Source organism: Neobacillus sp. 204 (assembly GCF_046562815.1).
GTDB lineage: Bacteria > Bacillota > Bacilli > Bacillales > Cytobacillaceae > Neobacillus.
The window spans coordinates 23971-46153 of record NZ_JBJORY010000023.1; the positions used below are offsets into that span (position 1 = coordinate 23971).

38 protein-coding genes are annotated in these 22183 nt (G+C 34.0%); 1 reads left to right on the forward strand and 37 read right to left on the reverse strand.

The annotated features are described in order from the left end of the window. Window positions 1-70: 70 nt before the first annotated feature. The 10 genes from ACJ004_RS28005 to ACJ004_RS28050 all read right to left on the reverse strand — a co-directional run bounded on the left by ACJ004_RS28005 (window position 71) and on the right by ACJ004_RS28050 (window position 6268). Window positions 71-244 (reverse strand): hypothetical protein, encoded by a 174-nt coding sequence (locus tag ACJ004_RS28005; RefSeq protein WP_410896364.1) that lies wholly within the window; start codon window positions 242-244, stop codon window positions 71-73. 289 nt (window positions 245-533) lie between these two features. Next, window positions 534-938 carry an EVE domain-containing protein gene (locus ACJ004_RS28010; RefSeq protein WP_410896365.1) on the reverse strand — a complete coding sequence of 135 codons (405 nt, stop codon included), beginning with the start codon at window positions 936-938 and terminating at the stop codon, window positions 534-536. Window positions 939-1042: 104 nt separating this feature from the next. Next, complete coding sequence (locus ACJ004_RS28015) at window positions 1043-1234, reverse strand: DpnD/PcfM family protein (RefSeq protein ID WP_410896366.1); 192 nt, start codon at window positions 1232-1234, stop codon at window positions 1043-1045. 212 nt (window positions 1235-1446) lie between these two features. Further along, a complete protein-coding gene (locus ACJ004_RS28020; RefSeq protein ID WP_410896367.1) occupies window positions 1447-2088 on the reverse strand; it encodes a hypothetical protein in 642 nt (213 codons plus the stop codon). A gap of 307 nt (window positions 2089-2395) precedes the next feature. Next, complete coding sequence (locus tag ACJ004_RS28025) at window positions 2396-2749, reverse strand: hypothetical protein (protein ID WP_410896368.1); 354 nt, start codon at window positions 2747-2749, stop codon at window positions 2396-2398. Next, the gene (locus tag ACJ004_RS28030) at window positions 2742-3539 is read right to left on the reverse strand and encodes a ParA family protein (RefSeq protein WP_410896369.1); all 798 of its coding nucleotides are present in this window, start codon (window positions 3537-3539) and stop codon (window positions 2742-2744) included. The genes ACJ004_RS28025 and ACJ004_RS28030 overlap by 8 nt, the downstream gene beginning before the upstream one ends. A 224-nt stretch (window positions 3540-3763) precedes the next feature. Continuing rightward, window positions 3764-3973 (reverse strand): hypothetical protein, encoded by a 210-nt coding sequence (locus ACJ004_RS28035; RefSeq protein ID WP_410896370.1) that lies wholly within the window; start codon window positions 3971-3973, stop codon window positions 3764-3766. A 44-nt stretch (window positions 3974-4017) separates the two neighbouring features. Beyond that, window positions 4018-4542, reverse strand: a complete 525-nt coding sequence (locus ACJ004_RS28040) for a hypothetical protein (RefSeq protein WP_410896371.1) — start codon at window positions 4540-4542, stop codon at window positions 4018-4020. Beyond that, window positions 4539-4859, reverse strand: coding sequence for a hypothetical protein (locus ACJ004_RS28045; RefSeq protein ID WP_410896372.1), 321 nt, complete (start codon window positions 4857-4859; stop codon window positions 4539-4541). The genes ACJ004_RS28040 and ACJ004_RS28045 overlap by 4 nt, the downstream gene beginning before the upstream one ends. A gap of 104 nt (window positions 4860-4963) precedes the next feature. Next, window positions 4964-6268, reverse strand: coding sequence for a hypothetical protein (locus ACJ004_RS28050; protein ID WP_410896373.1), 1305 nt, complete (start codon window positions 6266-6268; stop codon window positions 4964-4966). A 567-nt stretch (window positions 6269-6835) separates the two neighbouring features. Between ACJ004_RS28050 and ACJ004_RS28055 the strand changes: the two genes are divergently transcribed. Beyond that, window positions 6836-7015, forward strand: coding sequence for a hypothetical protein (locus ACJ004_RS28055; RefSeq protein ID WP_410896374.1), 180 nt, complete (start codon window positions 6836-6838; stop codon window positions 7013-7015). Window positions 7016-7052: 37 nt separating this feature from the next. Here ACJ004_RS28055 and ACJ004_RS28060 read toward each other — a convergent pair whose 3' ends face one another. The 27 genes from ACJ004_RS28060 to ACJ004_RS28190 all read right to left on the reverse strand — a co-directional run bounded on the left by ACJ004_RS28060 (window position 7053) and on the right by ACJ004_RS28190 (window position 22183). Then, complete coding sequence (locus ACJ004_RS28060; RefSeq protein ID WP_410896375.1) at window positions 7053-7274, reverse strand: hypothetical protein; 222 nt, start codon at window positions 7272-7274, stop codon at window positions 7053-7055. A gap of 101 nt (window positions 7275-7375) precedes the next feature. Then, window positions 7376-7621, reverse strand: a complete 246-nt coding sequence (locus ACJ004_RS28065; RefSeq protein WP_410896376.1) for a hypothetical protein — start codon at window positions 7619-7621, stop codon at window positions 7376-7378. Window positions 7622-7706: 85 nt separating this feature from the next. After that, the gene (locus ACJ004_RS28070) at window positions 7707-8594 is read right to left on the reverse strand and encodes a hypothetical protein (protein ID WP_410896377.1); all 888 of its coding nucleotides are present in this window, start codon (window positions 8592-8594) and stop codon (window positions 7707-7709) included. A 69-nt stretch (window positions 8595-8663) separates the two neighbouring features. After that, a complete protein-coding gene (locus tag ACJ004_RS28075) occupies window positions 8664-9791 on the reverse strand; it encodes a PDDEXK family nuclease (RefSeq protein ID WP_410896378.1) in 1128 nt (375 codons plus the stop codon). A 4-nt stretch (window positions 9792-9795) separates the two neighbouring features. Then, window positions 9796-9960, reverse strand: coding sequence for a DUF3970 family protein (locus ACJ004_RS28080; RefSeq protein ID WP_410896379.1), 165 nt, complete (start codon window positions 9958-9960; stop codon window positions 9796-9798). Further along, window positions 9957-10262: a hypothetical protein gene (locus ACJ004_RS28085; RefSeq protein WP_410896380.1), complete on the reverse strand. Its 306-nt coding sequence runs from the start codon at window positions 10260-10262 to the stop codon at window positions 9957-9959. Before ACJ004_RS28085 ends, ACJ004_RS28080 begins: the two co-directional genes overlap by 4 nt. A gap of 271 nt (window positions 10263-10533) precedes the next feature. Further along, window positions 10534-10677 carry a hypothetical protein gene (locus ACJ004_RS28090; RefSeq protein WP_410896381.1) on the reverse strand — a complete coding sequence of 48 codons (144 nt, stop codon included), beginning with the start codon at window positions 10675-10677 and terminating at the stop codon, window positions 10534-10536. Then, window positions 10674-10856 (reverse strand): hypothetical protein, encoded by a 183-nt coding sequence (locus ACJ004_RS28095; protein WP_410896382.1) that lies wholly within the window; start codon window positions 10854-10856, stop codon window positions 10674-10676. Before ACJ004_RS28095 ends, ACJ004_RS28090 begins: the two co-directional genes overlap by 4 nt. A 15-nt stretch (window positions 10857-10871) precedes the next feature. Then, window positions 10872-11036: a hypothetical protein gene (locus ACJ004_RS28100; protein WP_410896383.1), complete on the reverse strand. Its 165-nt coding sequence runs from the start codon at window positions 11034-11036 to the stop codon at window positions 10872-10874. Between the two features lie 400 nt (window positions 11037-11436). Next, entirely contained in the window at window positions 11437-12486 is a 1050-nt protein-coding gene (locus ACJ004_RS28105; protein WP_410896384.1) for a DNA cytosine methyltransferase, read from the reverse strand. A 10-nt stretch (window positions 12487-12496) separates the two neighbouring features. Beyond that, the gene (locus tag ACJ004_RS28110) at window positions 12497-13873 is read right to left on the reverse strand and encodes a protein NO VEIN domain-containing protein (protein ID WP_410896385.1); all 1377 of its coding nucleotides are present in this window, start codon (window positions 13871-13873) and stop codon (window positions 12497-12499) included. After that, window positions 13845-14981: a DNA cytosine methyltransferase gene (locus ACJ004_RS28115; protein WP_410896386.1), complete on the reverse strand. Its 1137-nt coding sequence runs from the start codon at window positions 14979-14981 to the stop codon at window positions 13845-13847. The genes ACJ004_RS28110 and ACJ004_RS28115 overlap by 29 nt, the downstream gene beginning before the upstream one ends. Before the next feature lie 165 nt (window positions 14982-15146). Then, on the reverse strand, window positions 15147-15359 hold the full coding sequence (locus ACJ004_RS28120; RefSeq protein ID WP_486348394.1) for a single-stranded DNA-binding protein: 213 nt from the start codon (window positions 15357-15359) through the stop codon (window positions 15147-15149). Window positions 15360-15660: 301 nt separating this feature from the next. Continuing rightward, on the reverse strand, window positions 15661-15984 hold the full coding sequence (locus ACJ004_RS28125) for a hypothetical protein (protein WP_410896388.1): 324 nt from the start codon (window positions 15982-15984) through the stop codon (window positions 15661-15663). 78 nt (window positions 15985-16062) lie between these two features. Further along, complete coding sequence (locus ACJ004_RS28130) at window positions 16063-16224, reverse strand: DUF1391 family protein (RefSeq protein WP_410896389.1); 162 nt, start codon at window positions 16222-16224, stop codon at window positions 16063-16065. 1 nt (window position 16225) lies between these two features. After that, the gene (locus ACJ004_RS28135) at window positions 16226-16489 is read right to left on the reverse strand and encodes a hypothetical protein (protein WP_410896390.1); all 264 of its coding nucleotides are present in this window, start codon (window positions 16487-16489) and stop codon (window positions 16226-16228) included. A 150-nt stretch (window positions 16490-16639) separates the two neighbouring features. Beyond that, complete coding sequence (locus tag ACJ004_RS28140) at window positions 16640-17227, reverse strand: hypothetical protein (RefSeq protein ID WP_410896391.1); 588 nt, start codon at window positions 17225-17227, stop codon at window positions 16640-16642. Between the two features lie 28 nt (window positions 17228-17255). Beyond that, entirely contained in the window at window positions 17256-17420 is a 165-nt protein-coding gene (locus tag ACJ004_RS28145) for a hypothetical protein (RefSeq protein WP_410896392.1), read from the reverse strand. Between the two features lie 112 nt (window positions 17421-17532). Then, the gene (locus ACJ004_RS28150; protein ID WP_410896393.1) at window positions 17533-17688 is read right to left on the reverse strand and encodes a hypothetical protein; all 156 of its coding nucleotides are present in this window, start codon (window positions 17686-17688) and stop codon (window positions 17533-17535) included. 296 nt (window positions 17689-17984) lie between these two features. Beyond that, window positions 17985-18548, reverse strand: coding sequence for a site-specific integrase (locus ACJ004_RS28155; protein WP_410896394.1), 564 nt, complete (start codon window positions 18546-18548; stop codon window positions 17985-17987). Between the two features lie 345 nt (window positions 18549-18893). Next, window positions 18894-19226: a type II toxin-antitoxin system PemK/MazF family toxin gene (locus ACJ004_RS28160; RefSeq protein ID WP_410896395.1), complete on the reverse strand. Its 333-nt coding sequence runs from the start codon at window positions 19224-19226 to the stop codon at window positions 18894-18896. Next, window positions 19226-19480, reverse strand: coding sequence for an AbrB/MazE/SpoVT family DNA-binding domain-containing protein (locus tag ACJ004_RS28165; protein ID WP_410896410.1), 255 nt, complete (start codon window positions 19478-19480; stop codon window positions 19226-19228). Before ACJ004_RS28165 ends, ACJ004_RS28160 begins: the two co-directional genes overlap by 1 nt. A gap of 757 nt (window positions 19481-20237) precedes the next feature. After that, window positions 20238-20555 (reverse strand): phage holin, encoded by a 318-nt coding sequence (locus ACJ004_RS28170; RefSeq protein WP_410896396.1) that lies wholly within the window; start codon window positions 20553-20555, stop codon window positions 20238-20240. A 12-nt stretch (window positions 20556-20567) separates the two neighbouring features. Next, window positions 20568-21353: an N-acetylmuramoyl-L-alanine amidase gene (locus tag ACJ004_RS28175; RefSeq protein WP_410896397.1), complete on the reverse strand. Its 786-nt coding sequence runs from the start codon at window positions 21351-21353 to the stop codon at window positions 20568-20570. Between the two features lie 11 nt (window positions 21354-21364). Further along, window positions 21365-21643 (reverse strand): hypothetical protein, encoded by a 279-nt coding sequence (locus ACJ004_RS28180; protein WP_410896398.1) that lies wholly within the window; start codon window positions 21641-21643, stop codon window positions 21365-21367. Further along, entirely contained in the window at window positions 21633-21995 is a 363-nt protein-coding gene (locus tag ACJ004_RS28185) for a hypothetical protein (protein ID WP_410896399.1), read from the reverse strand. The genes ACJ004_RS28180 and ACJ004_RS28185 overlap by 11 nt, the downstream gene beginning before the upstream one ends. Next, entirely contained in the window at window positions 21992-22183 is a 192-nt protein-coding gene (locus ACJ004_RS28190; protein ID WP_410896400.1) for a hypothetical protein, read from the reverse strand. The genes ACJ004_RS28185 and ACJ004_RS28190 overlap by 4 nt, the downstream gene beginning before the upstream one ends.

Consider the following 22183-nt stretch of genomic DNA (forward strand, 5'->3'; position numbering starts at 1 on the left):
TTTTTCAACCTTCTTGATCTGAACCGAATCATCCAACCATTTTTTTACCGTCACTTTATAAACCATCTTTTTACCACTCCTTACTTCCACGATATTTCCACTCTGAACCAGTCCACTCGAAAAAGTCTTTTCCTTTATCTCCATAAACCGTCGCATCATCGCCTTCAATTTCTAAAGACATATCTTTCGTTAAATTCTTACCGAACTGCTCTTTAAATTTAAGTTCTTTACCATATTGTGTCATTTCTATCAATCTCCTTATTAATATTATTATTAATGTTTATATTTATATTATGTCGTGATATTGCTATTTTGGGAGTACGCTAGATTTTTCCAACGAAAAAAGGCCTTGCCCCCCAGTCGGACAAAACCTTTCTTCGAGATAATCCATTTTAAAGCAAACTAGAAAAACATAGCATCAAACACAACTAGAATCTAGCAATAGCAAACGGTGTTTCCGCACCGCACCTTAAAACTACCACACCTAGCATCTAACAAACTGAAAAAAAACTGAAGCAATTATGCTCCAGCTTTTAAACTCCATGAGATAACAATATAAAATCATGCAAAGTAATTTCTCGCCCACTAATCACTAAATTGGCCCATTTAACATCATGCTTCTTTCCTTCATACCAATCTAACTGATTCCTAAAATCTTTATCCTCTAAAGAAATAGGCTTTTCATATTTCTTAATACAATCTACATCAGCGAAATAGTTCCAATCCATAAAATTCGGATCAGTTTGAATCGTATTATCTATGATTACATCAGAAATAATCCGAGCATGGCCAATAACGCCCACCTTGCTTTTATAAAAAAGAATCCAGTCACCGGCTTTTATATGCTCCGGATTAAAACCATGAACCTTCCTAAAATCCTTTTTACCTCTTTCTTGAATATGCTCTATATCTTGAACTGGTGCTATCCAAAAACCCATTTATATCAACTCCATTTCTTATTTGTTAATATTAATATTATCGTTTTTATTAACATTCGTATGCGACCGATTTTTACCATGAAAAGAGCAACAAAAAGAAGCCATTAAACGGCTTCCTTCACTTCTTCATCTTCAACTTCCTCAACATCTTCCACTACTGCATCATTATCTTTATGGAGATTGTTTTTAAACTCAAATGAATCCCAGGCTTTTTCTTCAGCCATATCACGATCATCCGCTTCAACCTCGATCTCATAAGTTAAAGTTTCCACGATCTTCACCATATATTTTTTCATTATTCAATTCCTCCTAATAATATTAATGATAATGTTTTTATTAACATTACTCTTACAATTCTGTCGTACTATTAGGGGGTTGTCAGCGTCTTTTATTCACTTACCGAGAACTTCCAATAAACAAAAAAATAGCCCAAACCCATTCGCCAGGTTGGACTACTTCTTTTCTTTGTATTCGTGTGTCGGCACGTCAACAAAAGATCCTATATTTATTATATCACAGCTGCTTCATTTTCTGTATTTTCAACATTATTTAAAAAGATGGGATTTATCTTCTCATTTTTCTTCTTCACTGTATACGCACCACGGCCCACTCGCTCAATAGAAGGAAATTGCTCCATGGCTTTTCTGATCTGTTCAGAAAAGTTCACATATTTCTTCCCGGTACGCTTATAAAACTCAGCTTCCAAATCTCTTGTTTTGATTCTTCCGGTCTCTAAAATAATATCTTTGATCACAGAAGCCGTACGCTCCGCACTGAAATATTGAGCTGGCTTCTTATGTAATTTATCGTCTTGCGCTGCTTGTTTCACAGCTTCTTGAACCACTGTTTTTGGCTCAGTTTCCGTATTTTCCACTGTTACTTCCACGCCTGCTTCATTCATTTGATTAGCTATATGCTCAATAACAGCCGTTGCCGGCACAAACGGAATGAGATCAGATATTTTTTCTATTACCTCAGTTAAACTAGTAGTGAGAGAATTTAAAGCATCATATGAAACTTCATCTTTCATATCTCTTTCATCAATCTCTCTTAATCTCTTAAGTAAATCGGCATTACGTTCCCTCAACTCTTGCACTTGCCTTCTGTTATCGTGAAGTTCATCCTGAATCGCTTGACGCTCAGTATACATTACTCTTTTTCCCTCCATTGCTTTTTAACCCATGGCAACGTCCAGTGATTATCCTCCACTTCTGGAAGACATCGAGAACAATACACCCTTTTTAATTTAGGATTATCATCGTATTTCATGGGCTTTAATTCGCTTTCTGAAAACGACTTACAACAATAAGTACACATCATGAGTACTTCCTCCATTTCTAGTATAAAGAAAGTTCGCAATTAGTGAAACCATAAACTCAACATTTTCTCAAAAAAAAGGAAAAATAAGAAAAAAGGCTCACAATTTGTGAACCTTCCCTTAATATGACAGATAATTTTTACAAAAATCCTTTTTGCTTCATCGCTGCTCTAGCCAGATCATTCAATAAAGAAGATTTTGCTCCTTTACCTTCTTTACGTTGGTATTTTTCCAACGCCTTTTTCACATCTGGATCAAAATAAATGCCCACCATTTGCTTATCTGATTTCGTCGTTCTGTTTTGGTTAATAATTGCATCAATATTAATATCTTCAATATTATTATTGTTAACATTTGGTTCTGAAACTACAACTGACACCGGATTTCCACCTTCTTTTTCATTTAAAAGAGCTTTTTGTTCAGCATCTTTTTTCTGTTTTTCTCGGTCCGCCTGTTCACGGATCTTATCCTGTATAGATAACTTCTTAGCCATTGACTGTCACCCCCAGACGCTGCTTCACTTCTGCATAAAACTTATAGTATTGATCCAAAGCATCTTTAATTTCAGGATTATTAAATAAACCTTCTATCGAAATACGGCCGGTTGCCGCTTTCCTCTTTATTATTGTATCGAAGATTAACTCAGAATACTGCTCCCCAATTACTTCCACATACGCTTTCATATCCGAACGCCTTGAATCTGTCATAGTCCTTAAAATGCCCATAACGTCTATTTCATGCCCTCTTACAACCTTAGCATGGTCAACTGTACCCAAAAAGCGTTTAATCGCTGTAAATGCCCATTTAGAGCCCTCTGCCAACACGATTACATAATCAGAAGCCACAAGACTATTCGCAGTCGCTTCTCCCAGGCTAGGAGGCGTATCAATCAAGATATAATCATAACCATCTTTAATTGGCTCTAATAAATTATGCAAAGCTATATTCGCGTTTTCATTCCTATATAATGAATCCGTATAAAGCAATCTTGCTAAAGTCGCCAAGAAATCATCAGCTGGCACTACATCAATATTAGGATGATCCGTCTTATGAATAAACGGTTTTATATTCCCTACTTCAAACGCTTGAATGATCGTGCTGCCATTAATATCTTCAATATCATCAAACTGCAAAAGAAGATCGCTCACATTGCCTTGGCTGTCCATATCAACCACTAATACCTTAAAACCTTCCTGAGCCATTAAGTAAGCAAGAATACCGGTAGTGGTACTTTTGCCTACTCCCCCCTTTTGGAGAGAAATAGTAATTACTTTCGCCGACACACGAAATTCCCCCATTCATTTTTTAAGAATCTATCATCATTATAAACTTCAAGAAAATAAGCTGAACTCCTTTAAGAGAACTTCGACTTATTTTTTAACGATTTTGACCGCACTGCCGCCGCAAGACCGCACTGCTGACCGTACCGCTCGCCTTACGCCTATATAAATCTATTATATCGAGAAAAGTTCTCAAATTATATAATTTTAGGTAAAAAAAGTTCTCATTATGTACTCTTAAAAATACCTTTTACGACTTTTTCGCTAACCATGGTCGTACGCTGATCAAAATCTTCCTCACAGATTCGAGCCGCAACCGCTTCATTGTATAATCCTGCTTCCTCAAGTAAAGTCGTATAACCGGTCTGTCCAGAACGCCAATAAAAAACACGCCCCAATTTCAAGGATCGTTCCCAATCGACCAAATAATAATTCATGGCTGCCACTCCTTATGTATAAGCCAGGACAAAGCCCTGGCTATTTATTCAAATAAATCTTGATAATCATTATCATGGATCCAATGCTTAAAAGTATCTTTCCAAATCAATGCTCCACATTCTTTAGAACAAGCTCTGACAAATTCACCATGTTCCAAATTTTGAATATGAGGAAAACTTAATGTGTAATAACCTTTACTTGTTTTACTGGAAACTTTACTTTCACACCAACCACATTTAAAGCCCCAATGCGCTTTTTTTGAATTAAATTCTTTATAATTCATTTGTGGAGAAGGAATCATAAATTTTCCGGCTTTATTTTTCTTAAAATCCACATCAAAATTATATGAAGAATATAATTCAATACTTGTTTTTTGATTTTCACGTTCAATCCAGTCGTTTATATCTTCCCTTTTATAAAAGGCTACCGCTTTTTCTAATATATCTAGGACTTCATCACTCTTACAAATATAGCCATGACGATCCTGAATAAGATAATACTCTTTCTCGTTTCCATCTTGGTTTGCTGTAACAGTCACAGGAAACAATATATCTAAAACAGGTTTCATTCTTCGTTCATTCCCTCTCCAAAAGCTTTTGGCAACCATTCAATAGAATAATAAGTTTTATATTTAATAACTTTAACAAGTTCCTTAGTTTCAGCGTCTTTGATTAATCTTTTTATTTCAAACGGAGTAAGCTTATCTTCTTCTCTTGGACCATGTGTACTCATTTCTTTAACAAATTCATCAAATGTCTGTTCACCATCAGCATGACCAGCCAAAGTTACCAAAACACCTAAAGAATTTAACTCAAGATCAAATTTAACAATTCCTTGTTGAAACAAATAAGTTGGTAAAGGTATCTTTTCTATATTTTTACTCATTAATTAATTCCACACCTTCCGAATATTTTCAGAACCCTCCGAAGAAGGCTCCTAATCTATTTTACCGCGCCTTAAATAAACAATCTGATGGTGAATACTACCGTTTAAAAAGGCACATCTTCATCAATATCAAAATTCACAGGATCCTCTAAATCTCTAGCACGATTATTATCCGGATTTCTAAGATTTTTTAATTTATTAATATCCGTTCCTTGATAACTAGAATTATTGGATTTAGCATACCTTGGCTTATCCTGAACTTCATTGGCTTCAATGTTAGCTTCCAGCCAGTTATAAAACGGCACTGATTCTGTTTTCTTCTTCGCTTCTTTAGCTTGTTCTTTTTGCTTCTTACTTAGCTTTTTCGCTTTTTCCAGCTGATAAGCTCGACGATCATCACCTTTGCTTTCACGGATCAATTTAATGCCATTGACCACATATAAAGCCAAATCATGAATCTTCTTACCTTTTTTATCTTTAAAATCATTTAATTCAATCTCTTTCCGTTTACTGCGATATTCGGATGGAGCAAAATATTCAATTTTCTTTTGATACATATAAAAAACTAGTCGATCTCTAAAATCATCATCAAAATTAAACTCCATTAACGTTTCCATAAATTGTGGAGCAATATATGAATAAGCTTGTTTTAATTCCGTTTCTGAAAACTGATATTTATATTCATTAGCCGGAGGCCCTTCTTCTTCTAAACTATTTAAATTATTATTTAAACCTTTAGATAAAGATTTAGAACCTTTTAGATTAATAATTTGTCCAGCGTTTTGTTGGTTATTATAACTAACATTTTGTTGGTTATTATAACTAGCGTTTTGTTGGTTATTAGAAAAGTCTGCTTCGTTACTGGATTCTTTAGCTTCTTTCTCCAACTTAGCTTTACGCTTTTCAGCTTTAGCCTTATTTTCATCTTTAATTTTTTGCCTTAATACTTTCATTTCTTCGATATGCAGCCATGTTTCAGCCAAAGTATCTTCCTTTGGTGTTAATACATACAAATGACTTGCTTTTTGAAACTGAGGAACTTCTTCCAATAAGCCATAAGCCTTCAATTCATCCCTTGGACCTTTAACCCTGTTATAATGGCACTGAAGAATAATAGATAATTCCGCATTATCAGCGATCACAAAAATTTCTCCATTTTTGTCGCGATAAGATCTCGTAACATCTTCATCACCAGCTTCTTTCAATTCAGTTAAATTCTTATTATTGACCGCTTTTTTTCTTAAAAAGCAATATAAGACTTTAGCCTTTTCTGACATTCCACGATATAACGGATCATAAAGCAAAAACTCATAAAAATGGATATATTGATTGGCCGAAGCCTTTTTCCCGTTAATACGATCTCCTTTTGGAGCCTTTAAATCCAATTCTTCTTTCTCTTTTTTAGCCACGACAAAAAACCCTTTCTTCTCCTAATTGTGATCATAGGAAAGCAAAGAGTTAGAAATTCCCATATAAAACTACCAAAAAAGGCAATATTTAAAAATCATACCTATTGCGAACTTCACCCGCATAAGATATAATATACATAAATATTATTGTTAATAAAGCAACAAAAAAATACCTTATTCCTTAAATGGATTGGGGAACCTAACCGGGATCCTCTTAAGCTAAAACTTTGGTCGGTGCTAGCTTAAGGGGATTTTTGCTGTTCACTATGTATTTTAAATTGTTTTCATTATACACCAAAATTCGCAAATCGTGTACTTTTTTTACAGAGGATTTTCCAATTGAGGGAAGTCCTCTTTTTCTATTATGCATATAAATCCTTCTTCCGACAATACTTGTCGAAGAAAAAATCATTCGAATAGCGAATAAAATTATCTGAAAATCTAGCAATTTGTTTGATTCTAGCTTAAAATGTATTTATATGTTAAAATATTTCTCAAATAGTCGAACGTTAGTTCTACATAGACCAGCTGAGAGGAGCTTGACCCTTGCGAAAAACCTGTCTTTTTGTGCCATGTTTTCAAGATCTTGTATTAAAGCAACACATCAAAGAGAGAATAACGCAAATCCAAGAGAAACATAGTATTTCAGAATCTACTGAAAACTATTATGAGATTGAAGATATGTTTCAATCATTTGTTGATCACGGCCTTCCAGCTCCTGATGAACTGCAAAAAACCCTTCGATGATCTCGAAAGGTTTTTTTCGTTCCGCTACTATACTCCCTTAATCAAGAGGGGCTTCGCTTATTAACCAACTATCTCCGATTTTCTTAATATTTTTACCTGGATTTGCTTTCTTCAACCTTCTCAACATTTTTTTATCTTCTATTTCTTTCTTTGCTTCCTCTTCATGTATTCTTCTCATAGTCTCTTCCATGGTGTCACCAGCTTCAATGAAACCTAACCAAGGCATATAAACAAATGTTTTCTTATCCCCAACTTTCATTGCTTTTCACGCCCTTATTATTTGATATTTGTTATTTAGACAAAAAATGACAAATACCTTGTGGCATATTTGTGAAATAAAAAAGCCCTCAAAAGGGGGCTTTAAAAAGGTAAATCATCATTCATTATTTTCAACAATTCTTCATGTTCCATATCCTTTACCTGCTGCGTTATATCCTCGCCAGCTGCAAGCACTTCTTCTAATTCCACATGGCTAGTCATTTCTCTTTTTATACTTTTCCAAAACTCTAACGCTAATTGTTCAGGCTTTCTGCCTCGGAGTGGAAAGGAGGCTCTTTGCATTAACTTGCTGTTAGCTTTGTAATGGACCTCGATGGTAATGTTCATAGCCCCTCCTTAATACCTTTCAATTACAAGCTGATCATTAGCTTTTAGAATAAAGTCCCACTAAAATCATGTTATTGAATTGGACTCATGATGCATCATCTTCCTTTTTTTCATTTCCTTCTAAATCTCTAAAAGGACCATATCGCTTTTCATTTTCTATTTCAATTTGTTTCAAAAGGGCCTCAAAATCCTTTTGTTCAAAAAGCTCACTTTTCAGCTTATTAATTTCCTCATATAAGCCTTTTAAGGAATCATTATATTCTTCATTGGCTGATTGAAGTTTTGCTTGCAATTGAGACTGGACCTGCAGAACAGCTTTATCCCGCTCCACATCTTTTGCTTTAAGCTCATACTGTAAAGCTCTAACTTGATCTTTGAAAGCAGCTGCTTCTTCCTCAGCCTTTTCCCATGCAGATTCCATTTCCTTTATTTCCGTTGCATGTTCCTTTTTAAGCCGGTCGTTTTCTTCTTTATAGCCTTTATATTCGGTAATAATGCCTGATAAATCATCAATCTTTTCTTGATATTGCTTGATAATAATAGCATTAGAATCATTGGTTGCTTGTACCTGATTTAATTGCTTTAATAACCCATCATTTGCTTCATCAATCTTTTTCGCATATTCTCGGGCATCTTTAGCAGCTTCATTGGCCGCTCTTGCTTTTTCCTGTAATTCGATTACTTGCTGTTCTTTTTGATCTAACTCCTGCTGAACTTTTCTAACAGCATCATCCCTTTTATATAAGGACCGTTTGACGATATTATCCATAATTTCATATAATCGTAGAGCATGGCCTTCAAATTCTTTCAGATCCTCGGCAAACTCGGATCCTTCTTGAATGTTTTGTAGCTCCATCAATGAAACAGCTTTTTTAAACCAAGTTCCCGGTTCAGAGTCCAACCCCATATTTGCAATAAGCTGTTTAACATGATCTTTATATTCTTCCGATACATTAAAGCCGACTGTTGGCATTCTATTAACCTCCTATTAACATTAACATTCAAAACCTTGATATAACAACGATTAACGACATTAATCGAGTTAACCCAATACTTTTTTTAATAATATTTTTTCTATATTTTCATAATCCCAATATGGAATAATGATTAAAGGAATATTATTTTTTTCACAATAATCTTTTTTAATTTTGTCTCTTTTTTGTGTCAACCTAAATCTTTTTTCACCGCCAAAATGTTCTACTGATTCATAATGTTGTCCGCCCTGGTACTCTATTAAAACGAAAGAACCATCCTTCTTATAAACAATAAAATCAAAAGGCAGCATTTGCTTATATTTACAATCTTTAAATTTAAATTGGGTTTTATAATTTTTATTATACTTTTTTAAACAATTTGCAATAGCTGTTTCCCCTTTTGAGGCATTACATTTCGGACACCTTGCTCCAACTGAAATAAAATTCGGTGGTAACACTCTGTACTTATGACCACAATTATTATGTTTCATTTCTATTTTCGTATTAGCATTGATATATTTTCCGATTACTTCATATTCATTGCCCACAAGGTTAAATACTTCATCAAGGAATATATGATGAGTTTTTGTTCTTTTCTCAAATCCCTCTCTATGAGAACATCTCGGACATCTTCTGTTATTTAAAAATTTTGTTGGTTGAACTTCGTATTCATACCCACATAAATTATGTTTTATTTTAATAGGCGTTTTAGCAGTAATATACTCACCTAAAACGGAATATTCTAATCCCACCAATTCTTTTACTTCATTTTTAAAGCGAGAAGAATCTTTTTTTATATTCCCTGCACAAAATGGACATCCTTTTCCCTGTAAAAAATTTTTAGGTAGCATTTTAAATATCTTTTTACAATTTTCATGATAGAACTCTATTTTTATATCTGACCTTACATATTTTCCGATAACTTTATATTCTTCATATCCAATGATTTTTTTAACCTTATTTATAAATTCTTCATGGGTATTTGTTTTGGTTTGTATTCTTTTTTTATCTCCACATAAAGGACATCTATTTCCATTTAAAAAAGCATTAGGACTTACATCATATATATGGTTACATAAATTATGTTTTATTTTAACTTTTATTATCGCAGTTTTATATTCACTCAAAACTGCATATTCTTTTCCAACTAATTCATTAACTTCTGCTAAAAATTCTTGGTGTGTTTTTTTTCTCATTTTATTAACCTAACACTTCTATAGCCTCTATTTTTATATAAACCCGATACAGTGAAGAATCTTTATCCCTATAAGGCTTTGAAACAGAAATAACATCATAGTTTTGTTTTAATGTATCCACCATTGCATCAAGATCCTTTAATAAACCGCGCAATCTGACTTCAATCATTGAATCATTACTCCCAGGACAACTTCTTTCAGCTTTTCATTTCTATATCTGAATTTATTGGCTTGTTCCGTCTGAACAGGCTTCAAATTATATCTTGTTACACACACCGGACAAGCAAAATTAAAAGCAGCTTCTTCTTCATCAAAATCCTTTAAAAGCTTATTCACTCCAAAAACCTTTTCATCCGGTTCTACCACATCTATATCCCAGCGATCCCACTGAGTTTCACAACATTCACAGAACATTAGCAAACTATTAGGCCTGCTACCTTCTTTTTTCTTCCGATCATCCTCAAATTGCATCATAAGAGCCTTCTCCCATACTTTCTTATTAATTCCATTAACTCGATTAATCTCTATTAATATTGTACTTGATTTTGTTCTCTATTTGGGAAATTTCCATAAAAAAAAGAACAGCCATTCGACCGCTCTCATGGCCCGCAGAATTGTACCTTATGGTTGTTGGACCCTTCCCCCATAAGGTACAAATTCCTTCATTGTTATTTCTAAACAAAAAGCAACTAAAATAATAATATTAATATTAACATTTATAATCATAAAAAAAGAGAAGGCCTTATTTGCCTTCCTTTTCGAGTTTCTCCAATCGTTTATTCATTTCTTCCACTTGATCAGACAGCTTTTCTATTGCTCTAATTAAATGGGGAACATCCCTTTCATAAAATTTTCTCCCCATCATCGTTTGAAAAAATTGAATCATCGCTCTAAATTACCCCCTAATTGCACTTTTGCTTTCTTACAACGCTTACACGTTACTTCCTCAAATTCTCCACTAAAAAACGTTACTGGATTAGACCACGGCGCTTGTCCGCATAAACTCTGATCTTTTCCATTCTTTGAAATATGAACTTTACCTTTAGTCACATTAATCAATTTCATATAATTTTTGCCCCCTTAAACATTTTTAAGTTCATAGTTTCCAATTCCATATTTAGCATTTAAGTGATTAATAAAACTCATAGGATCATTGAATTTAATTCCATCGAATTTCTCACTTAAATCAGATTTAATAACAATGTGTTCCTTACCACCATTTACAATAATTAATAAGTGTTCCATTATTTATCTCTCCTTTATTAATGTTAATATTAATATTTTTGTTATTATTAACTACATATACATTCTAACGTGTAAATTCGATAAAGTCAGTGAAAAATACAAAAAATGAGAACAAGGCTATCAAAGGGCGCTAAATAATACACAGTACAAAAAAGACCGTCTATTGACGGTCTTGTGTTAAATTTTTTACTTTATTAATTTTTTTTCCGAAGTCATATGGTTGACTGTAATAAATTTGTCCACATGATAGACATTCAACATCACATAGACGGTCATAGTTGATTTTATCTTTTATGTTTTCTGGATATTCCTCTATTCGTATTACAGATAAAATTCCACCACATTTACATATCAACAGAATCACCTTAATTTTTATAATCAGATTTTTAGATGCTTAATCTTATACAACAAACTCTAATTGATTATTATTATCTGTAATTGATAATTCATTTTTTTGTTCATTAACTTCATTTGCATATTGTTCAGCTAGGCTATTTGCTATATGCCACATAACGACTGGAGCAATAGCATTTCCTATTTGTCTATATGCATCCCCCTGCGTTCCTTCAAATTCAAAAGAGTCTGGGAACGATTGAATCCTTGCTGCTTCCCTTGGTGTGAACCTTCTATAAAGTTCTTTATCTGGATTAACTAAGAGAACAGGATCCCTTGAATTTAAGCTTACTTTTGCAAGATGGCTTGTTATTGTGAGACAAGGTCCATTTAAATCTTGATATAATCCACGTTTCATATTATTTTTTGCCTTTTTCATACCTTCTACAGCTCGTTCTGAGAAATAATATTTTGGATCGTCAGGCACAAGGCTATCAATTACTTTATTTAATGGCTCCCATTTTAATTTATTTTCCTCTACAAATTGTGAATGGGTTTCATCCGGAAAAAAGTATCCTCTTTTTAAATCTTCTCTAACTCCAACAATAAACACTCTTTCTCGCTTCTGTGGAACACCATAGTCAGCTGCATTAATTAATTTATGCGAAAGAATATACCCTGCTTTTTTAAATTCCTCTGTTACCCTTTTAAATATTGCACCTTTTTTTAAGGTCAAAAATCCTTTTACATTTTCTGCAATGAAAAATTTAGGTTGAGTTTCGTGAAGAATTCTTACCATCTCACGATATAAATTTGCTCGATCATCGTAAGGGTCCTTAGTTGGATTTACTGTACTGAAAGATTGACACGGAAACCCACCCAAAAGCAAATCATATTGTTTTGGTAATTCTTTTGTGTCAAGTTCCCTTACATCTTTACAAATAATATGTTCTGTTCCAAAATTTTTAGAATAAGTTTCTAAAGCTTTTTTATCAATATCATTAGCCAGAACAACTTCAAAAGGTAAACGGTCATAGTGCTTATCCAAAAATTTAAATCCACCTTGGATACCTAAATCACCACCACCACATCCAGCAAATAACGAAACTACTTTCATAAAATACCTCCTAACCAGTCAACACCCCATCAATTCCAGAATTGCTAAAATCCAATCGGTAATTTGTCGGTTTACATTTTATTATTCCTTCACTATCTTTTGAAAAGGGGTCATTAATAGTAAAAACAGTTACTCTTTCAGGGGTCAGATAGACTCTATATATTGAATAATACCCCCTGTGTTGTGCAGCAGCAATCCATTCATTTCTTGTTAGATTTACAGTATCTATCCAACTAGAGTCATTCGGATCTGGCACAGTTACCCTTTTTGTAGTTTTAACCTCAATATATTTAACAAATTCAGCAAACTCACCTGGTTCTGCTATAACAGATTGAATATCAAATCCTAAACCTCTTGTATTACCCAAATGTATTACTTTTCGTACTAATCGTTGATCGAAAGAAGCAACTCTATTCTTTTCAAATGCAAGGACAAAGTTTTCTCCTTCTTCCCCAATTACATTTGTGTCAACACCGGTTGTAGCATTACCAGTTCCTTGCGACGGAATATTTAAAGATTCAATAGATGTATTAAATCTCGTTTCATCATTTAAACTAGAATAATATAACTGCCAGTCAAAATAAAACTGTTTTCGCTCGTCTGGATCATTCAAATCGTATTCATTTATATCGAATTCAGGTTCACTGTTCCAGAAATCTGCCATAAATCTTATAGATTCATTTTCCCTTTGGTTCAATGATATTACTCTATTATCAATTCTTATTAAATTTGCCAACTCAAGATAATTTAATTGCTCATTTATATGTTGTACTGAGTAGGAAGAAGCCTTTCCCGGTTCAGAAACTTTTTTTATAATCCCAGATTCTCTATCAGCAATGATGAAATCAAGAATGTGTAATGGATCAACATTGCCTTGAAGTGCATCTAATGAGTTTAATACGTAATACCCAACTTCATTCTTGGTTAATCTATATCCCTTGTTCTCTGCTAATAACAAGAGCTTTAATATAAAAGGAAATTGCCTAATGGAGATTCCATTATTAATCTTTTCCATTACCTTATCAATCTTGTCCATTCCATTAGGAAATTGAAATTTAAAACATATATCCTTAAAAAAAGCAGGTTGATCTGAATCTTCTAGTAACTTTTCGGTTCTTTCTGAGGATATAATTACTCCATGTTCATCCTCATAATACATTCCAAATAACTTGCCGGCAATTTCAGTTCTATGATTGTCCAATGTTTTTTTTGTACTATCACCCAATATTTCAGTTAATCTGTTGTTAAACAATTCAGCAAAGCTTTCTTTTGTGACTGGACATATATCAGAAATGATTTTAGCGTATGCTGGTAATAAATTATCTGCATTCGCAGTTTTTCCTCGGATAATAGTACATCTAAACTGTCGTGCTGGGTTGTAACTCATTGTTAATAGCCTCCGTATCCAACAGTTCCAAGATCTTGTTGGCTATAGCTCTTGATAGTAGTGGAGGAACCGCATTTCCAACTTGTTTTAATTGACTCGTTTTTGTTCCAGTAAAAATAAAATCATCTGGGAAAGATTGAATTCTAGCTGATTCCCGACAAGTAGGAACTCTATTAGCTAAATAATGAAAATGATGGTTATGCCCTGTATCTATAGTAAAACATGGTTTTTTGCTGTCCATCCTTGTCCAAGCAATATTTACCTTTCGAGTTTCCCACAATTCCTTAGGAAGATCTTTATAATTACCACCATCAGGAACCATTGAAATAATATCTCTGGTCTGTTCTTTGTGAATGGTAGGGATATGGTTAAATATTGCTTTACTATTTTCTCTCATCAAGTATTGATATTCATTATTAGGGGCACTAGGATAATTAATCCCTTCTTCTCCTCTCTCATTATCATTGTAAAGTGGAAGGTCATCAATAGCTTCCTTACTTGTAATATAGGGTTGAACCCCATTTGGTCCATGAGTTGGTTGAGGGAATTCAAAAAAGTCAAATGGAAATTCGAATAAATCTTTTCTTAATCCAACAAAAAAGACTCTTTTTCGTGTTTGTGGTACACCATAATCTGCAGCTGTAAGAATTTTATAACTTACATTATACCCCACATTTTCAAACTCTTTCAGTATCTGTTCTTTTGCCTGACCATTAAAGAGTCTTACTAATCCAGGTACATTCTCCATTATAAATATCTTTGGCTTAATATAATCAACAGTATTCACGAATGCTTTATATAATTTATTCCTTGGATCATCAATTTCACGCTTTCCTGATACAGAAAATCCTTGGCATGGAGGACCTCCTATGATAACTGATACATCTTCTTTTTTTAAACCCACTATTGACAATAAATCAGCAGGGTTTACTTCGGAAAGGTCAGCTTCTAAAACTTCTGTATTATGATGGTTTTCTTTAAATGTTTTTAGGGCATCACTCCATATATCTACACCTAATGGGACATTGAACCCAGCTTGTTCAAATCCTAAAGAAAATCCACCACACCCACAAAAAAGATCAATAATATTATGCTTTTTAACTTTCAAAAATATCACCTGCTAATAATCTATTAAATCCTGTTTAAACAAAAGATAATAACACAAAGTTACTGGAAGTCAATGAAAGTTTACTTTTAATTCCAGAATCTCTATCTTTTTTCTTAACCTTAAATAACAGGTCATTTTTTCTAAGTTGGTTAATATATCAAAATATTACTTTTTGATATATTGTTGCTGATTTGCGCTGCTTTTAATTCCAACTTGTATTCTTTCTTTTAATTCCCCATATTTTACTTCATGTAAAAATAATGCACCTAGCGAACGTCTATCACCAATAGCTAAACGATTCCATTCATAACCTTTAAATAAGTCTTTGACCAAAAACCTCTCGTCAGAATTTAAATTTTCAACTTCTTGAATAGCCAACTTCAAACAATCCATTTCTATTCAATGCTCCCTTTAAGTAAAGTACACTCTATTATAAACATATGCATATGTTTATAATAGAACGAATGTTCATATGTGTAAAGTAACTTTTTTGTTAATCTGACTTTGACTCTACCCCTCTTTTTGTTTCCTCTTATATAAATGTTAATGTTAATGTTTTTATTAATATTGACTACTCTTATATTCTATCGAGTTAATCATTAAAAGTCAGCAAAAAGTTCTCGTTTTATGTACTTCTAATTATAGGCGAAACCATAAAAAAAGAGCCCTCTCATAGGCTCTATTTTGAATATTTCTTTTTATGATCCTTCTTTAATTTAATCAATTTTTTCACTGTTTCCTCAAGCTCTGGATCTATTTCTTTCGCCTGAGTGGTTATGGTTGCCGTATTCGTATCTCTAAAAAAGGATAAAGTAAATCCATCCCATTCACTAGCTGCCAGTGTAAAATTCGGAAGCATAGCCTGAGCTTGTTCTTTAGTAAAATGAACATAAAACGTTTTAGGCTCATTTTCTTCACCTTTTAAAGCCGGTCCTATTTGATTCACCTTCAAATTTGTTTTCAATGGAATATAATTAACGGATAATCGTTTATTTTTAGTCATGCTGATAATCTCCTTTGTTGTTTAATTCTTTTTCATCTTATCGTGATAAATTTAAAAAAAGAGCCGGCAGTTTTTACCTTAAGCTCTTTCATATCCCTTTTTGATCATAAATCTTTCCGCACCTTTAAACGTCTTAAAATCCTTTGAAAAGGACCCACCAACAGCCGTGAAATAGCCGTTGGTTCCTTCAATAATAGATCCTTGCAAACCGCCTTTTTTAAACTCTACGATACTAATCATCTTAAAAAGCCCCCATTTCTTCACTTGTTTTTATATAACCTTCCGCACAATGATTTAAGAAGTGGAGAATATCTCCGTTCATGAAGTCTATCTTCACTAAAATATCTTTGATTTGCTTTTGATTTGCTTTATCCATTCCTGAAAGAAAATCTAATAGAAATTCCATTTCAATAAAATGAGTTAATCCATTTGAAGTAACCGTAAAATCATGAGCCATTAAACCTTTTTCCTCTACCAACGTATAAATCCATTTTTTAAAAGTCATTTTTATTTCCTCCTATATAAATATTAATATTATTATTAATGTTGTTGATTACATTATTAATATTAACGCGTTTATACCAACATGTTAGCAGTCCAATTTCTACCGAATAAACACTGAAAATAGCCAAAAAAAAGAGGGCATATCGCCCCCTTATTTCACTGGAATTGTAATAACTACATCATCGGCATTATAAGTATCTTCATTATATACTTGGCCCATATCAAGCTTAATTTCCTTTACATTTTTCACATCAATCTTTTTACCTTCTGGTGCTAAATATTCAACCGTACCGTCCATTTTAATCCCAGGATTAATATCACCTGAAACTTCACCTGAGCCCATAAACATATTAGCTCCTAATTGCATATCACCAATAATGGCATTTCCTTGATCAGGATAGAATGATAATTTATTTTGAATTGAGTTTTCAAAGTTCATACCAACTACAATTTTATCTTCTTGAATTATCACTTCTGCCACATTAATTTTTAAACCTTGAACAGTCGTAGAAATACCTGCATTAAACTTTTTAGAACCATCATCCACTTGTTTAGAAGCTGTAGTTTTTGCTCCACCATCTGCTCCAGTTGAAACCTTATCATCATTTCCTCCACCACTTGCAATACCAGCAATAATCACAATACCTAAAGCCCATACCCAAACTCTTTTATAGAAAGGTTTTTTTGCCTTTTTAACTTCCATTTTTACTCCATCAATTTCAACATATTTTTTAGCCATTATAAATTCCTCCAATAATTTTAGTTTTTTAGTTTACTGCTTTAATAGTTACTTCTTTAGTTCCATAATTAATAGATACATTTAATTCACCATATTGCTTTGATGCTTTTATTAAACGCATAGCGACATTTTCAAGTTCTTCCTTCGTAAAACCGTTTTTAATCATATCTTCAACGATCTTTTGGGTGTTCAATTAATTCACCTCCTTATTAGTTATTATTAATATTAATATTATTATTAACATTACTCTTTTATCATGCCGTAAAGTTCTCAATTTGTAAGCCCGCTAATTTTTACCGTTTTTATCAACGAATACCACCTTCAACATAATAAGATTCATGCTTGAAGTAATCTAATTCATAATTCTCTCCAAACTCAAAACCATCTTCTTCGGTTTCAAAAATATCCTCGATCATTTTTCCTTCCCAAGTAAAGAAATAAAATCTATATGCTTTAACCATCTTGTTTCCTCCTTATTATTATTAATGTTAATGTTTTTGTTAATGTTGACTACTCCTATATAATGCCGTGAATTTCGTTCTCTGTCAGCGTTTATTGAGCTAGTGAGTTCTTCCAATTTGGGCAAAAAAAAGAGAGGAATAATCCTCTCTCATGCAATCTTTCATATATATAGATATAATAGATATCGGACATAATCCGAAGTGAAAAGGCTCCCGACCTACTGACGAGGGTAGGGGAGCCCTTCGGCTTAATCTTTATATAGAAACCCTCCAGCGCCTTATCTATTTCCCTCAGATCAAATTGCACTCCAATCAACAATATCGAAATCTTCCATTGCTTTATCCTGCAAATCCTGTGTAATACCTATATATTTCAAAGTAACACTTGGAGCTGAATGATTAAATAATTGTTGAAGCATAGCAACATCTTTTTTTCTTTGATAAAAATGATAACCAAACGTTTTCCTCAATGTGTGGGTTCCAATTTCATCAAGTCCAGCTTTCTTTGCTGCTTCATTTAAGATTGCATAAGCTCTTTGCCTTAAAATCGGTTTATTGCTACCTTTCCTTGATGCAAATAAATAATCATCATCATTTAGATCCTCAATATATTCTGCAATTAAAGATCTAACTGCTGTATTTAATAAAAACCGTTTATCTTTCCCTGTTTTCTTTTCTATTAAACTAACATGAGTTTTATTTCTTACATCACACACCCGCAGCTTTAATAAATCCGAAATTCTTAATCCTGTTTGAGTACCCATCACAAACAAGAAAAAATCTCGTTCACTTTGCTTTTTCAAAATTTTTGCCACTTCTTCAACTTTAGCAAGATCCCGAATAGGTTGAACCTTCTTCAATTGCCATTCCCCCAGAATATCCAATATGTCTCATTCAATAAGACAATTTGATTCAATAAGTCTTATACAATTATTATACTATATGAGAACAAATCGTCTATGCTTAGAGCCACAAAGGATTGAAGGTATTTTACCGAATGAGACACAATATCTATTTTGTATCTTTCAAACAAAATAGAGTATAAAACCCCCACACCTGGACAAAATAATAGTAGTGTCGGAGAAACGCATTTTAAGCGAATTAAATTTGTTCTCTCGGTGAGTTACCCATTTCATTTCGTTTGACAGAAGTTTTCTGACAATTTATAAATCTATAAAAAAAGATCCTCTTAAACAGAGAATCTACTAAGCTAGGAAAGTATGTATTTTGGCTAAACAATCTTCAACGACACTTTGAGGAGCTTGTCCATAAATCGTAAAAGGACCACGTGCCCGCCAATCCATATTTTTAACTTGATGCGTTAAAACAACACCAGAAAAAGCCAAGCCCTCAGGGAGCTCGACTTCATAACCCCAACCTCTTTTGGTGCTTGTGATTGGACAGATAGAGGCAAACCCTGTTACTTCATTAAATGCTTTTGGCGATAAACAAATAGCTGGTCGACGACCACCTTGTTCATGGCCAGCTTGTGGATCGAAATCCAAATAAATAAAATCCCCGCGATCTGGTACTGACATTAAATAAGTTCCTCTCCCTTAATCCCGAAATCAATTTCTTCATGCGCTCGATCTGGAGTGCATTGCGCTAATAATTCTTCCAACGTATACTTTATGATTGGTTTTTTTGGAACTAAAGTGATAACTCCTTCGTTGCCCATCACTCTCATCTCCATTTCTGATCCTTGTTGGATCTCCACTCTTTCAGCAACATCTTTAGGAATACGAACGGCTAAGCTGTTTCCCCATTTTTGAACGGTTGCTGCAACGGTCATAATTTCAACCCCTTTTTCTTTACTGCCTTTTCCTTCATTGTCTTTCATTTCCAATTATACATCCTTTCAATTTCCTTGTATATACTGAGTATCTACAAATCTTGTTTCTACATAGTATATACACCAAAAACAGAAAAGATACACCTAATTACGAAAATCCGCTACTACACAAGAAAAAGCCCCCTTGATTAGTCAGATCAAGAAGGCTAGGGCTAAAGCGAGAAAAAATATATCCATCTTTTATTATAACCAAAAATATCCCCAAAAAAAGCCAGGCACCGATGAATAACCGACTTTTTTGGAGATATATTGGATCACTTCCTATTTGATTTGACGTCAAAAATCAAAGAGAGGAACACTTACTATCTTAGTTCCCATTTTACGTTCAATCTTGCAGCCAAAACTGAAAGAAAACTGAAAGCTTGATCAAAACCATCTTCATTCCTATTTTAATGGGGAATATAGATAACATAGTCGCTAAAAGGTTCCTCCTTTTACTTTTTTCTATACTCTTTATATAAATTTGACTCACTCCTAACAATTTTTGGATTGACTTACCGAAAGAAGCCCCGTTGTCATGGTCGGGGTTTTTTTCGTGGGCAAAAAAATAACCCCAGCATAATCATGCTAGGGCGAGGAAATCAATGCATGCAAAGAAGCATTAATTATAGAATGTGCTGCTAATCATTTTTTATCCTTTCGAGAATTGCCACAACGATGAAACTAAGCACTCGATTAATTTTTCTTTTCAGCCAACTCATTTATTTACATATAAGTTATTTTTCTCGGTATCTGGCAGAGGCTCGTCCCTTGTTAAAGCTCTAGCTGAATCGCCAACCCCTTCAACCGTTGGATCAATGACAATTCCCAGATAAGCCATATAAGCCAAAAACAGATCAACGATCCCCGTAATGAATACTTCCCAACCTCTGGCTTGCTCCATATCTATATCAATCACATGAAGCCCTTCAAGGCCAAATATAATCGCTTGGATTAATAAAAGAGTTTGAGAAATAAAGCCAGCCAGCCACGTTTTATTTCGGAATCGCAATTTCCAATTTACTTTTTGTTCCATGTTCATCAGCTCCTATTGAAGAATATAGTAAGCATCAAATCCAACTTTCTTTAACGCTTCCACTCTTGCCTTTGCCCCTGCTTCATCCTTAAATGCCCCAGCCTGAACTTTATATAACTTTCCAGAAGGCGCAGTATTTGAAGGAGTAGAATTTGAAGGAGCAGGATTTGAAACCGTTGGCACCGGTTTTTCAATGAAAGGAGGCTGATATGCCTTACCAATATATCTGCAATAAGCTTTCACGATTGCTTCCGCATATTTGATCTGGTTATTCCTCAGTTGGATCACATCATCCTTTGTAGAATCGGCAAAGCCATACTCCCCAATAACAGTTTCAACTGCACCTGTTTCACGATGCATAAAATAATAATCTTTTCCGTTATCCAGCTTACGAGTGAACACCCTTCGCACATTCTGGCCTACTGCTTTGATTTCCTCAGCCATCAGATCCGCCATTTTAGAGGACGAGAAAATAGAGTGAATGAATTCTGCCCCATCGCCACCGCCAGCATTTACATGGTTGCTAATACAATGCTTCATACCAGAATTACGAACAATCTTGGTTCTTTCATCTGGAGACAAATAAACATCCGTAGTCCTTGTGATTTTTACTGGAATACCCAGTTCTTGAAATCTCTTATACTGATAAAGAGAAATCTGCAAAACATAATTGCTTTCCTTCCAAAACTGATTAGTACCGCCGCCACCATCTTTACCGCCATGACCCGGATCAATAATAATCCCTGTTACGGCTTCCGCAGACAAATCACCTTTTGCATCATGCTCTTTTTTATCCATATTAAAACCTCCTAGAATATGAATTTTCCTGCACCTACTAACGCCGCAATTTGCGCTGCTGCCTTCAGAAAATCTATGAAAAACCCGCGCCATCCGGAATCCTTGTTTACGGCTCCCTGAATATCCATGAGTTGTTTCTGTATCTGATCAAGCTTAATCAACATGGTTTCTCTTGAAGTCACAAGCGCATCCACATCTTTCCATAATTCCCTCACCTCTTTTTTCAGATCCGCATTTTCCCGCTCAAAATAGATAAGCTTTTCTTTTAAAATTGCAATTTCAGTTTGCATATGCCTTCACCTCTCGGATCTGATAAAAGGCCAATACACAAAGAGCAAAATAAACTCCCGTGCCTGTACTCATTCCATCGCCACTCAAAATATATCCGGCACAAATCAATCCATATAATAAAGTAGAAAACATCAAACCAATTTCTCGGAGCCTCGCTTTTTCAGTTAAAATCCCAAAAATTTTAAGAAATGCCGCCAATAAAAAAACTGATCCCCAGCCGAATTGACCGAGGACCGCTAACCCTTCATAAACTTTTGGCACTCTAAAAAAATCATCCTGATTAAATAAAACAATCGCCCACCAACAAGAAATGATAGATAAAAAACTTTCAATAATCGGAATCTTTTTCATAGCACACCCCCTAAACTCGTTTGCCGAGAACAATTACATACCCTTGCCAGCAAAACAATCCAAACCATCCCTGCAGCTTCAACCGCCCTTTTTCTGGCTTCATTTAATTTCTGTGGCGCTTCCCTTTGAAAAAAATTCATAGCCCTAGAATCAATCGTGATATTCAATCTAAGTCCATCTTTAACCAC